At 72.9% G+C, this 12,878-nt stretch carries 11 protein-coding genes; 10 read left to right on the top strand and 1 reads right to left on the bottom strand.

Going from position 1 to position 12,878, the window contains the following annotated elements:
• The first annotated feature begins 43 nt into the window (after positions 1-43).
• From thrC to BKA00_RS21470, 9 genes are all read left to right on the top strand, one after another.
• Positions 44-1,111 (top strand): threonine synthase, encoded by a 1,068-nt coding sequence (thrC, locus tag BKA00_RS21510; RefSeq protein WP_185027664.1) that lies wholly within the window; start codon positions 44-46, stop codon positions 1,109-1,111.
• Between the two features lie 22 nt (positions 1,112-1,133).
• Positions 1,134-2,054, top strand: coding sequence for a homoserine kinase (gene thrB / locus BKA00_RS21505; RefSeq protein WP_230298646.1), 921 nt, complete (start codon positions 1,134-1,136; stop codon positions 2,052-2,054).
• 453 nt (positions 2,055-2,507) lie between these two features.
• Positions 2,508-4,562 carry a transcription termination factor Rho gene (gene rho / locus BKA00_RS21500; protein ID WP_185027660.1) on the top strand — a complete coding sequence of 685 codons (2,055 nt, stop codon included), beginning with the start codon at positions 2,508-2,510 and terminating at the stop codon, positions 4,560-4,562.
• A 210-nt stretch (positions 4,563-4,772) separates the two neighbouring features.
• Entirely contained in the window at positions 4,773-6,158 is a 1,386-nt protein-coding gene (locus tag BKA00_RS21495; protein ID WP_230298645.1) for a sensor histidine kinase, read from the top strand.
• 40 nt (positions 6,159-6,198) lie between these two features.
• A complete protein-coding gene (locus BKA00_RS21490) occupies positions 6,199-6,846 on the top strand; it encodes a response regulator transcription factor (RefSeq protein ID WP_185027658.1) in 648 nt (215 codons plus the stop codon).
• A gap of 187 nt (positions 6,847-7,033) precedes the next feature.
• Positions 7,034-7,252: a 50S ribosomal protein L31 gene (rpmE, locus tag BKA00_RS21485; protein ID WP_121434040.1), complete on the top strand. Its 219-nt coding sequence runs from the start codon at positions 7,034-7,036 to the stop codon at positions 7,250-7,252.
• A 111-nt stretch (positions 7,253-7,363) separates the two neighbouring features.
• Positions 7,364-8,428, top strand: coding sequence for a peptide chain release factor 1 (gene prfA / locus BKA00_RS21480; protein ID WP_185027655.1), 1,065 nt, complete (start codon positions 7,364-7,366; stop codon positions 8,426-8,428).
• Between the two features lie 160 nt (positions 8,429-8,588).
• The gene (gene prmC, locus BKA00_RS21475) at positions 8,589-9,449 is read left to right on the top strand and encodes a peptide chain release factor N(5)-glutamine methyltransferase (protein ID WP_185027653.1); all 861 of its coding nucleotides are present in this window, start codon (positions 8,589-8,591) and stop codon (positions 9,447-9,449) included.
• Positions 9,450-9,510: 61 nt separating this feature from the next.
• Positions 9,511-10,353, top strand: a complete 843-nt coding sequence (locus BKA00_RS21470; RefSeq protein WP_185027651.1) for an L-threonylcarbamoyladenylate synthase — start codon at positions 9,511-9,513, stop codon at positions 10,351-10,353.
• 755 nt (positions 10,354-11,108) lie between these two features.
• Here BKA00_RS21470 and BKA00_RS21465 read toward each other — a convergent pair.
• A complete protein-coding gene (locus BKA00_RS21465) occupies positions 11,109-11,540 on the bottom strand; it encodes a hypothetical protein (protein ID WP_185027649.1) in 432 nt (143 codons plus the stop codon).
• Between the two features lie 237 nt (positions 11,541-11,777).
• Between BKA00_RS21465 and BKA00_RS21460 the strand changes: the two genes are divergently transcribed.
• Positions 11,778-12,857, top strand: a complete 1,080-nt coding sequence (locus tag BKA00_RS21460; RefSeq protein ID WP_185027647.1) for a DUF2207 domain-containing protein — start codon at positions 11,778-11,780, stop codon at positions 12,855-12,857.
• The last annotated feature ends 21 nt before the right edge of the window (positions 12,858-12,878 follow it).

Here is a 12,878-nt window from a genome sequence, read left to right as displayed (position 1 = left end):
GGTAGACTTCGGGCGAACATCGCAGGTCAGCCGAGGAGACCGAGTGAACGCGAACGCCCGCGCGTGGCGCGGCATTATCGAGGAGTACCGCGACCGGCTTCCGGTGACGGACGCGACGCCCGTCGTCACCCTGCTGGAGGGCGGTACCCCCCTCGTGCCGGCCCCCCGGCTCTCCCAGATGACCCGCTGCGAGGTGTTCCTCAAGGTCGAGGGCGCCAACCCGACCGGGTCGTTCAAGGACCGCGGCATGACGATGGCGATCAGCAAGGCCGCCGAGGACGGCGCCAAGGCCGTCATCTGCGCCTCGACCGGCAACACCTCCGCGTCCGCCGCCGCGTACGCGGTGCGGGCCGGGATGACCTGCGCGGTCCTGGTGCCCAACGGCAAGATCGCGATGGGCAAGCTGGCGCAGGCGCTCGTGCACGGCGCCCGGCTGCTCCAGGTGGACGGCAACTTCGACGACTGCCTCGAACTGGCGCGCAAGCTGTCGGTGGACTACCCGGTCGCGCTGGTCAACTCGGTGAACAAGTACCGGCTGCAGGGCCAGAAGACGGCCGCGTTCGAGATCGTGGACACGCTCGGCGACGCGCCCGACGTCCACTGCCTGCCCGTCGGAAACGCCGGAAACATCTCCGCGTACTGGATGGGCTACAAGGAGTACGCCAAGGACGGCGTCTCCTCGCGCGCCCCGCGCATGCTGGGTTTCCAGGCGAGCGGCGCGGCGCCGTTCGTGAAGGGCGAGCCCGTCCTGAAGCCGCAGACCATCGCCACCGCGATCCGCATCGGCAACCCCGCCTCGTGGGACCTCGCGGTCGCCGCGCGGGACGAGTCCGGCGGCGCGATCGACTCGGTCACCGACCGGCAGATCCTCGCCGCCTACCGGCTCCTCGCCCGGGAGGAGGGGGTCTTCGTGGAGCCCGCCTCCGCGGCGAGCGTCGCCGGCCTGCTCCAGGCGAGCGAGCAGGGTGGGGTCGCGGCGGGGTCCAGGGTCGTCTGCACCGTCACGGGCAACGGCCTCAAGGACCCCGACTGGGCCATCTCCGGGGCGCCCGCGCCGACGACCATCAAGGTCGACGCGCACTCGGCCGCGTCCGAGCTCGGCCTCACCTGAGGTGGGCTGGCAGGACGGCCCGGTGCTGGTGCGGACCCCCGCCACCAGCGCCAACCTGGGCCCGGGGTTCGACTCGCTCGGCCTCGCGCTGGACCTGTACGACGACGTCAAGGTCGAGGCGACCGGCGCCGGCCTGTCCATCGAGGTGGACGGCGAGGGCGCCGAGGTCGCCGACCGCGGCGAGCGGCACCTGATCGTGCGGGTGTTGCGACGGACCTTCGACGTCCTGGACGAGCTGGCCGGAACCGGTCCCGCGCGCCCGGACGGGCTCCGGCTGCGGTGCCGCAACCGCATCCCGCACAGCCGCGGCCTCGGCTCCTCGTCCGCCGCGATCGTCGCCGGGATCGTCGCGGCCCGCGCGCTGCACCCCGCGGGGAGGCTCCTCGACGACGCCGGGGCGCTGCGCCTCGCGACGGAGATCGAGGGCCACCCCGACAACGTGGCCCCGTGCCTGTCCGGCGGCCTGACCGTCGCCTGGACGACGCCCGGCGGCCCCCGGTCGGTGCGGCTGGAGTCGCAGGTCACGCGGGTCGTCGCGTTCGTCCCCGAGCAGCGGCTCGCGACGGAGCGGGCCCGCGGCCTGCTGCCCGAGACCGTCCCGCACGGGGACGCCGCCGCCAACGCGGGGCGCGCGGCGCTGCTCGTCGCGGCGCTCACCGGCGGCCTGGACGCCGGCGTCCTGCTCGACGCGACCGAGGACCGGCTCCACCAGGATTACCGCGCGCCGGCCATGCCCGAATCGGCGGCACTCGTCGCGCGGCTTCGGGACGCCGGCGTTCCGGCGGTGATTTCCGGTGCGGGGCCCACTGTCCTGGCCTTCACAACCGCGTCGCACGTTGATTCGATCGGCGGCGAAGTGGGTAAAGGGTGGCACGAACACCCGTTGGACGTCGCGACCCGCGGCGCACGCGTGATGCCCCCGGAATCGGAGCATCGGGGCTGATGGCGGTGCTGGGGGCGGGGGGACGTGCATCGCTCCGGCCGGTGCCGGTCCGGCAGGATCCGGCTGAGTAAAATGCGAAGACATCGACCTCTGGGGAATAGCAGTGTGCCCTGGTGATGTTAGGCTGATTGCCGCACCAGATGCCCCGTTCGGGGCAGCGTGCTCGTCAGCCGCGCGTCACCTTTTCGGCCCTCCGGCCGTGCCGGTCCCGCGTACCAGGCTCCCCGACACCGTGACTTCCCGTTGTCAGGCATTCCAGCGAAACTTCGGACGTGGCGGTACCGGGGACACGCACGAGCGGAACGTCCCGTCCACCATCTGGCTGTGCCCAGAACACGCAGATCCCGGTTCCATCGTGATCAGCGGAGCCCGATCCGGCGCCCCCGCCGGGCCGCACCACCGGGTCGACTGGCCGAACGCCGGCCAACGCCCGCGCCCTGGGAAGGACCCTTAGTGAGCGAATCCAGCGAACTCCTTACGGACGCAACGAGCACGGAAACCGCCGCCGCTCCGGCCGGCGCGGAGCCCGCCGCCCCCCGGCGCCGCCGCGGCACCGGCCTGTCGGCCATGGTGCTCCCCGAGCTCAAGGCGCTCGCGTCCAGCCTCGGCATCACCGGCACGACCGGGATGCGCAAGAGCCAGCTCATCGCCGCCATTCAGGAGAAGCAGGGCGGCCAGGGGCAGGGCTCGGCGGGAGGCGAGCAGGGAGCCGCTGCGCCGGTGGCGACCGAGCGGCCGCGCCGCGGCCGCGCCGCCGCCAAGCGAGAGGTGCCCGACGAGCAGGTCGCCATCGCCGACCCCGCGCCCGCGTCCGCGCCCGCTTCCGACAGCGCGGCCGCGTCCGGCGACGCGCCCGCGTCCGAGGCGCGGTCCGGCACGGCCGAGAAGGCCGTCCAGGGCGACAAGCAGGAGAAGGCCGAGCGGCAGGGCGGTCGGCAGCGGGGCGAGAAGCAGGACCGGGGTGCTTCCGAGGGACGCGGCGACCGCCAGGGCCGGGACCAGGGCCGGGACCAGGGGCGCGAGCAGAACGCCGAGGACGGTGAGGCCCAGGGCGGCCGGGACGGCAACCGCGACGGCCGCGAGGGCCGGGAGGGCGGCGGCCGCCAGCGGCAGCGCGGGGGCCGGGAGCGCGGCGAGGGCCGCGACCGCGGCGAGCGCGGTGACCGCGGTGACCGGGGCGACCGTGGTGAGCGCGGCGACCGTGGTGACCAGGGCGGCGGACGTCAGCGCGGCCAGGGCGGCGGCGGTCAGGGCGGCGGCGGCCAGCACGACGATGACGACGGCAGCGGCCGGGGCCGTCGCGGGCGCCGGTTCCGGGAGCGCAACCGCGGCCGCGGCCGCGAGCGCTACGAGGAGCCGGTGGTCACCGAGGACGACGTCCTCATCCCCGTCGCGGGCATCCTCGACATCCTCGACAACTACGCCTTCGTCCGGACGACCGGCTACCTGCCCGGCCCGAACGACGTGTACGTCTCGCTGGCGCAGGTCCGCAAGAACGGGCTGCGCAAGGGCGACGTCATCACCGGCGCCGTCCGGCAGGCGCGCGAGGGCGAGCGGCGCGAGAAGTTCAACGCGCTGGTCCGCCTCGACACCGTCAACGGGGTGGAGCCCGACCAGGCCAAGGGCCGCGTCGACTTCAGCAAGCTGACCCCGCTGTACCCGCAGGAGCGGCTGCGCCTGGAGTCCGACGCGGGCATCCTGACGACCCGGATCATCGACCTGGTGTCGCCGATCGGCAAGGGCCAGCGCGGTCTGATCGTCTCGCCGCCGAAGGCCGGCAAGACGATGGTGCTCCAGGCGATCGCCAACGCGATCACCAAGAACAACCCGGAGTGCCACCTGATGGTCGTCCTCGTGGACGAGCGTCCGGAAGAGGTCACCGACATGCAGCGGACGGTGAAGGGCGAGGTCATCCACTCGACCTTCGACCGTCCCGCCGAGGACCACACCACGGTCGCCGAGCTGGCGATCGAGCGCGCCAAGCGGCTGGTCGAACTCGGCCACGACGTCGTGGTGCTGCTCGACTCGATCACCCGCCTGGGCCGGGCCTACAACCTAGCGGCGCCCGCGTCCGGCCGCATCCTGTCCGGCGGTGTCGACTCGACCGCGCTGTACCCGCCGAAGCGGTTCTTCGGCGCGGCGCGCAACATCGAGAACGGCGGCTCGCTGACGATCCTCGCCACCGCGCTGGTGGAGACCGGGTCCCGCATGGACGAGGTCATCTTCGAGGAGTTCAAGGGCACCGGCAACATGGAGCTGAAGCTCAACCGGTCGCTCGCGGACAAGCGGATCTTCCCGGCGGTGGACGTCGACCAGTCCTCCACCCGCAAGGAGGAGATCCTCATGGCTCCCGAGGAGCTGCGGGTCGTCTGGCAGCTGCGCCGGGTGCTGCACGCGCTCGACACGCAGCAGGCGCTGGAGCTCCTCATCGAGAAGATGAAGGAGACCAAGTCCAACGCCGAGTTCCTGCTCCAGGTGCAGAAGACGACCGTTTCCGACGATCGCTGAGCCTGACGACGATCGCTGAGACGCGCCGCGCACGCCCCCGTCCGGTCCTCCGGGCGGGGGCGTCGCCGTCCGCGCCCCGGGGGACGGGGTGGGGTTAGCCCCACCCCCGATCGGGCGGCGGACGTCATGGCGGCTCCGCGGCCCGCCGGGCACGCTTGACACACAGGACGGAAAGGGCCGACGCAGGTCCGAGCGGCACGGAGGGACGACGTGGGCGAGCTGAGCAGGGACGCCGGCGCCGCGGGCGGCGGCGCCGTCCGGTGGGCGGCGGCGCGGTGGGCGACGGCGACGAGGGCGGGCGACGGGTCGGCGTCCGTCATGAACCGGTCCTGGCATCCGCTCGCGATGGCGAGGTCGTCGCTGACGTGGCGCTCGGCGCTGTACCTGGGCGTCAGCCTGGCCTGGGGGCTGGGCTGGTTCGTCGTCCTCGCCGTCGGGCTGGCCCTGTCGGTCGGACTGCTGATCATCTGGGTGGGCGTCCCGCTGCTGGCGCTGCTGATGGTCGCGTGGAGGTTCGGCGCGGTGCTGGAGCGGCGGTTCGTCCTGGCCGCGTTCGGCGTCCGGATCCCGGCCCCCTACCGGCGCATGCCCGAGGGCCGCAACCCGCTGGCCAAGCTCAAGGGGATGGCGGGGGACCCGGCCACCTGGAAGGACCTGGTCTACCTCGCGGTGCTGTTCCCGGTCACGCTCGCCGAGTTCGTCGTGTCGGCGGCGGCGTGGGCCGCGACGGGCACGCTGCTGTTCCTCCCGGTGATCGTGGCGGTGGGCGGCGGGGCCGAGGTCAACTTCGGGGTCTCGTACTGGGCGGGCAACCCCGTCGAGGCGCTGCCGGTGTCGCTCCTGGGGCTGGCGCTGCTCGTGCCGGCGATGTACGTGACGCGTGCGATGGCGATGACGCACGCCGCGTTCGCGGCGCTGATGCTGGGTCCGAGCCCGTCGCAGCGGGAGAACGCCGCGCTGCGCGAGCGGACCGAGCACCTGCGGGCCAGCCGCGCCCGCGGGGTGGACGCGGCCGAGTTCGAGCGGCGCCGCATCGAGCGGGACCTGCACGACGGGGCGCAGCAGCGGCTGCTGGCCGTGGCGATGGACATCGGCCGCGCCCGCGCCAAGCTCGACGAGGACCCCGAGGGCGCGCGGGCGCTGATCGAGCAGGCGCACGCGGGCACCCGGGAGGCGATCTCCGAGCTGCGCGACCTCGCCCGCGGGATCTATCCGGCGATCCTCACCGACCGCGGCCTGGACCCGGCGCTGTCCGGGCTGGCCGGGCGCGCCCCGGTCCCGGTCGAGGTGGAGGTCGACCTGCCCGAGCGCCCGCCGGCGGCGGTCGAGAGCATCGCCTACTTCATCGTCGCCGAGTCGCTGGCCAACATCGCCAAGTACGCCCGCGCGACCCGCGCGTCCGTCCGGGTGGCCCGCGAGGACCGCTGGGTGGTCGTCGAGGTGATCGACAACGGGGTGGGCGGCGCGGTCGCGCGGCCGGACGGCGGCCTGGCCGGGCTGGCCGACCGGGCGGCGACGATCGACGGCATGCTGATCGTGGACAGCCCGCCCGGCGGCCCGACGATCATCCGCGCGGATCTGCCCTGCACGTGGTGATCCCGGCGCGCGGGGCCGCGCCGGGCACGATAATGGCCGGATGCGGGTAGTGATCGCCGAGGACTCGGTGCTGTTGCGGGAAGGGCTCGTCCGGCTGCTCGCCGACGCGGGGATCGAGACGGTGGCGACCGTGGGCGACGGCCCCGGCCTGCTCGGGATCGTCGAGGAGCACGCCCCCGACCTCGCCATCGTGGACGTCCGGATGCCGCCCTCGTACACCGACGAGGGCCTGCGCGCGGCCCTCGCCGTCCGGGAGCACCGTCCGGGGACGCCGATCCTCGTGCTGTCCCAGTACGTGGAGGAGCGCTACGCCACCGACCTCATCGGCGGCGGCACGCAGGGCGTCGGCTACCTGCTGAAGGAGCGGGTGTCGGACGTCGAGGAGTTCATCGACGCGGTGCGCCGCATCGCCGCCGGCGGGACGGTCATCGACCCCGAGGTGATCGGCCAGCTGCTCGGCCGGCGCCGCAGCGGCGACCCGCTGGAGGCGCTGACCCCGCGCGAGCGCGAGGTGCTCGGGCTGATGGCGCAGGGGCGCTCGAACGGCGCCATCGCCGCCGATCTCGTCGTCACCGAGGGCGCCGTGGAGAAGCACATCTCCAACATCTTCATGAAGCTGGGCCTGCAGCCCGCCCAGGGCGGCCACCGCCGCGTCATGGCGGTCCTGGCCTACCTGGGGCTGGGGTAGCCTTCGGTCGCCCGGCCCGCTCGCCCCCGGTCCCGGTTCGGGAATGCCCGGTGACCTCGCGACGTTCCGGTATCTGGCACACTTGGTGTGCAACCGCTGCGGTACCGGTTCACGCCTCCCACATCTCCGATGGCATCGCCATGCGGATCCGGGGGCGCCCGGCGACCGCCTGAAGCGAGGAGAACCGATGAAGCCCGACATCCACCCGAACTACGTCGTCACGACCGTGACGTGTACGTGCGGCAACACCTTCGAGACCCGCAGCACCGCCGAGAACGGCGTGATCCACGCGGACGTGTGCTCGAACTGCCACCCGTTCTACACGGGCAAGCAGAAGATCCTCGACACCGGCGGCCGGGTCGCGCGCTTCGAGCAGCGCTTCGGCAAGAAGAAGGCCGACAAGTAGGGCGAGCCGCACGGCGGACATCAGGGGCGGCCCGGGGACTCCAGGTCCCCGGGCCGCCCGAAACCGGTGCGAGGGCGGCCGTCCCCGCACCGCAACGGGCCAGGACACAGCGTGAATCTCGACGATCTGATCAGCGAATACGCGGGCATCGAGGAACGGCTCGCCGACCCGTCCGTCCATGCAGACCAGAGTCTCGCGCGCAAGCTCGGCAAGCGTTACGCGGAGCTGCGCCCGATCGTCGAGACGCACCGCGAGCTGGCCTCGACCGAGGACGACCTCGCCGCCGCCCGCGAGCTGAGCGGCGAGGACGCCGCGTTCGCCGCCGAGGCCGAGGACCTCGCCAAGCGCCGCACGCAGCTGGAGGAGAGGCTGCGGCGGCTGCTCGTCCCGCGCGACCCGAGCGACGGCAAGGACGTCATCCTGGAGGTCAAGGCCGGTGAGGGCGGCGAGGAGTCGGCGCTGTTCGCCGGGGACCTGCTGCGGATGTACCTCCGCTACGCCGAGCGCGCCGGCTGGAAGACCGAGATCCTCGACTCCCATCCCTCCGACCTCGGCGGGTACAAGGACGTCACGGTCGCGGTGAAGGCCAGGGGCGCCCAGGAGGAGGGCGTCTGGACGCGGCTGAAGTTCGAGGGCGGCGTCCACCGGGTGCAGCGGGTGCCCGCGACCGAGTCGCAGGGACGCATCCACACCAGCGCCGTCGGCGTCCTGGTGACGCCCGAGGCCGAGGACGTCGACGTCCAGGTCGACCCGAACGACCTGCGCATCGACGTCTACCGCTCGTCCGGGCCGGGCGGGCAGAGCGTCAACACGACCGACTCCGCGGTCCGCATCACGCACCTGCCGACCGGTGTCGTCGTCTCCTGCCAGAACGAGAAGAGCCAGCTGCAGAACAAGGAGCAGGCGCTGCGCATCCTGCGGTCCCGGCTGCTGGCGATGGCGCAGGAGGAGGCCGACGCGGCCGCCTCCGCCGAGCGCAAGAGCCAGGTCCGCACCGTGGACCGCTCCGAGCGGGTGCGCACCTACAACTACCCGGAGAACCGGATCTCCGACCACCGGGTCGGCTACAAGGCCTACAACCTCGACCAGGTGCTGGACGGCGACCTCCACAACCTCACGCAGGCGCTGGTCGACGCAGAGATGGAACGCCGCCTGGCCGAAGCCCAGAAGTCATGAGCGCAGCGAACCGGGGGGCGTGGGGGGTCGTCCCCCCTCGGAAGGCACGCATGAGCGCAGCGAACCGGGGGGCGTGGGGGGTCGTCCCCCCTCGGAAGGCACGCATGAGCGCGGCGAACCGGGGGGCGTGGGGGGTCGTCCCCCCTCGAAGGGCAGGATCATGAACCTGCTGCTCGACGAGATCGCCAGGGCCACCGCGCGGCTCGCCGACGCTGGCGCCGCCTCGCCGCGCGCCGACGCCGAGGAGCTCGCGGCGGCCGTGCACCGGGTGCGGCGCTCGGAGCTGCACGGCGTCCCCGACAGCGCGTTCGACGCCCGGTTCTGGGAGTTCGTCGCGCGCCGCGAGGCGGGGGAGCCGCTCCAGCACATCACCGGCCGCGCCTTCTTCCGGTACCTGGAGCTGAAGGTCGGGCCCGGCGTGTTCGTGCCGCGCCCGGAGACCGAGGTGATGGTCGGCTGGGCGCTGGAGACGCTGCGCGACATGGACGTCCGCGACCCCCTCGTCGTCGACCTCGGCACCGGTTCCGCGGCGATCGCGCTGTCCATCGCGCTGGAGGCGCCCCGCGCCCGCGTGCACGCCGTCGAGAAGGACCCGACCGCCTTCGTCCACGCGACCCGCAACGTGGAGGAGCTGGACGAGCGGGGCCGCGTCCGCCTGCACCTGGACGACTTCGCGGCCGCCCTCACCGAGCTGGACGGCACGGTCGACCTCGTCGTCAGCAACCCCCCGTACATCCCGATGAGCGAGTGGGAGTACGTCCCGCGCGACGTCCGCGACCACGACCCCGCCGACGCCCTGTGGGGCGGCGGCGACGACGGCCTGGACGCGATCCGCGTGGTGGAGCGCACCGCCCGCCGCCTCCTGCGCCCCGGCGGCTACGCGGCCGTCGAGCACAGCGACCTCCAGGGCAACGGCGTGTACTGGGTCTTCGCGGAGGAGCACGGCTGGCGCGACGTGCGCAACCGGCGCGACCTGGCGAACCGGGACCGCTTCGTCACCGCGCGCCTGGCCGCCGACTAGCACCGCTATCCTGGGCGGTGCCATACCCGCGAGCGCTGTGCAGATGGGAAGACGGGCGACCGTGAGCCGACGTTACGACTGCTCTGAGCCGATGGAGCGCGCCCGGGGGATCGCCGAGGCCTTCTCGGCCGTCCGGCGCGGCGAGCTGATCGTCCTGCCGACCGACACCGTGTACGGCGTCGGCGTGGACGCGTTCATGCCGCCCGCCGTGACCGCCCTTCTGGACGCCAAGGGCCGGGGCCGGGAGATGCCGCCGCCGGTGCTGGTGGGCTCCGTCCGCGCCGCCACGGCGCTCGTGGACGACCTCGGCACCTACGGGCAGGACCTCATCGACGAGTTCTGGCCGGGCGCGCTGACCCTCGTGTGCCGCGCCAACCCCAGCCTCATGTGGGACCTCGGCGAGACCAAGGGCACCGTCGCGATCCGGATGCCGATGCACGAGCTCGCCGTCGAACTGCTCAAGGAGACCGGGCCTCTCGCCGTCAGCAGCGCGAACCTGTCCGGCCGCCCCGCGGCCCGCACGGTCGACGAGGCCGAGAAGATGCTGGGCGACTCCGTCGCGGTCTACCTGGACGGCGGCGCCTCGGGCCACGCCGACCCGTCCACGATCATCGACCTGACCGGTCCGGTGCCCCGCCTCCTGCGCGCCGGCGCCGTCTCCGAGGACAAGATCCGCGCGGTGGTCGGCGTCCTGCTCACCGAAGAGGACGAGCCGGAGAAGCCCGAAGAGGAGCCGGAGAAGCCCGAAGAGGCTCCCTCGGTCGCCGAGGCCGCCAAGCCTTCCCTCACTAAGGAAGAGCCTCCCCAGACACCCCGAGAGCCTTCTGAGCCCCTCCAGGAATCCCCTGCACCGAACCCGAAGCCGTCCCTTCGCAAGGGCGAGGACGACTCCAGCACCGCCTAGCGCTGGAGCCGTCCGAGGGCGGGCATCGACCCGCTCAGGGATCTCTGCGCCACCGGATCGTTTCGGCGGCGGTCAGGGGAGGTCGCCGTTGGCGTAGGCGATGGCTCCGACGAACAGCGTGGCGGCCGCGATGGTCGCGGTATCGCGCGCGGGCCGTGCGCGGGCACGATCCACCGGCTTCTACTGAACGATCACGGGAAGATAACCGGCGACCGGCCGGTGCCGGGCGGATCGATCTCGGCGGCCCTGCGGTAGTGACTCGCTCGCCGCTGACGCTAACGGGGGCAAGCCGGCCTACAGCGTCGAGTCGTGTAACCGGAACTGGAAATTGGGCAGATGGGTGTGGCGCCCGCATCGTGGTTCTCGACGTGGCGAGCGGAGCGCGGAGAGAATGGCGGGAATCGCATGGCGCCGTCGGTCAGGGACTCGCCTGGGCGGGGTCCGCTCGTGGTATGGGGGTGTCGATCCACATCCGCGAACTGCGCTCATCGCGGGCGGGAGGCGACGCGAAATCTGCGGCGGCCGGGCGCCTCATCAGGACAATCGCCTCGCCGGGAGCGTTCGAGGGGGCTGCGGCCCCCGGGAGGCATCTCCCGGCCGCCCATGGGCTGTTCGATCTCGGTAAGCCGGACGGGTGGCCGCATTCCGGGTCGGTGAGGATTTCTCTGGTGAGCAGGACGGAAGGGGCCGGAGAAAACGCGAAGGCCCCGCCGGGCCGGGCGGGGCCTGTGTCGTCAGGCGGAAAGGGGAGGGGCTCAGAAGATCTGCTTGCCCTTGCCGTAGTAGTACTTGCCGGTCTTCTTGTTCCGGCCGCACTCCTGCACCCACATGTGGCTGCCGTAGGTCGACTTCACGCTGATCTTGACCTTGGCGACGCCGTCGAAGTTGTAGCGGGTGCCGGACGACGTCACGCCGATGATCTTGAAGCGCGACCAGTACACCTTGGAGCCCTCGGTGAACTTGAAGCGGACGCAGGAGGTCCAGCCGTTCTTCTTGTCGTCGAGGAGGTAGCCGGTGACGTAGGTGTTGCCGTCCGCGCGCTTGTAGGTCCCGTAGGAGGCCACGTGGCTGTAGGAGTTGTAGGGCTTCCAGCTGCCGGTGGCGGCGGCTTCGGCCGGGGCGCCGACGGCGGCCATGCCGGCCATCAGGGTGCCGGCGGTCAGGGCGACTGCAGCGATTCGCCGCATAGATCCCTCCGTGTTCGGATTGGGGGGTTAGCGAGCGACAACCTAGCAGCCCCTTACCAGCGATTTTCCGTAGGGATGTGCATCTGACCGGGGCCGGACGGAACCGGCGGGCCGGCGAACCGAACCGCCGTCGGTCGCGTCCAAGGCCCAGCCGCGCGTCCGCGTGAGGGGCAAAGGGCTTACCGGGCGGCCGCATCGAGCGCGTTAGGCCGACACGATCATGGCAACGGTGGAAACATGCCCGACGTGCGTGGCCGTGTCCGGCGCTCCGCGACCATCGCGGGGGTGCTGCTCCTGTTGCTCCTGCTCGGCCTGCCCGCCTGCGCCGGCCGGCCGGCCGGCGCCGAGCCCGCGCCCGGGGCCTCCGGGGTCGCGCCGCCCCCCGAGCCGCCCTACCGCGGCGAGAGCATCCCGGCCTACGACGTCGTCCTCACCATCGGCACCGACGGCGTGCTGTACGTGCGGGAGACGATCACCTACGACTTCGACCAGGCGGGGGAGCACGGGATCGTCCGGCACGTGCCGTTCCGCCGCGGCGACCGCCTCTTCGAGGTCCGCGGCGTCAGCAGCAGCTCCTCCACCGGAGCCCCCGCCCGCGTCCGCACGACCCGGTTCCTGCACGACGTGCAGATCAGCGTCGGCGACCGGCACCGCGAGGTCCGCGGCCGCCAGGCCTACGTGATCGAGTACGAGGTGCGCCGCGCGTTCACCCCCCGCGCCGACCACGACGACCTGCTGTGGGACGCCATCGGGACGAGCTGGGACGTCCCCATCGGGAACGCGGCGGTCCGGGTGCAGGCGCCGGTGCCGCTGCGGCACGCGACCTGCCGGGCGGGCGCCCCCCGGGCGACGACCCGGTGCCTGCGCGACCGCGACGGCCCGTACGCGATCGACTTCGTCCAGAACGCGCTCGCCCCGCACGAGGGGATGAGGATCCGGGTCCGGCTGCCCAAGCACGCGATCGCCGTCCCGCCGCCCCGGTACGTCCCGCCGCGCTGGACGGGCGACTGGACGGGGACCGCCGTGCTGGCCCTCGCGCTCGCCGCCGTGCCCCTGCTCGCCCGCCGCCCGGCGCCGCGGCGGGAGGCCGGCGCCGGGCTGGCCGCCGCCGGGACGCTGCTGGTCGTCGCCGACGCCGGGGACGACGTCGCGGCGAGCGGCCCGTGGGCGTTCTCGCTGGGCGACCGGTGCCTCGCCGGCCTCGCGCTCATGATCGTCGGCGTCGGGATCCTGTGCGTTCGGCGGATCCGTAGTGCCCGATTTGCGGCGGAAGACCGCCCGGGCGGACTACAGTTGGTCGGTCGCGACGTGAACTGATCGTTCCGGCGGGTCGTCTAC

It is taken from the genome of Actinomadura coerulea (assembly GCF_014208105.1).
Taxonomy (GTDB): domain Bacteria; phylum Actinomycetota; class Actinomycetes; order Streptosporangiales; family Streptosporangiaceae; genus Spirillospora; species Spirillospora coerulea.
This window is presented reverse-complemented; position numbering and strand designations above follow the sequence as displayed.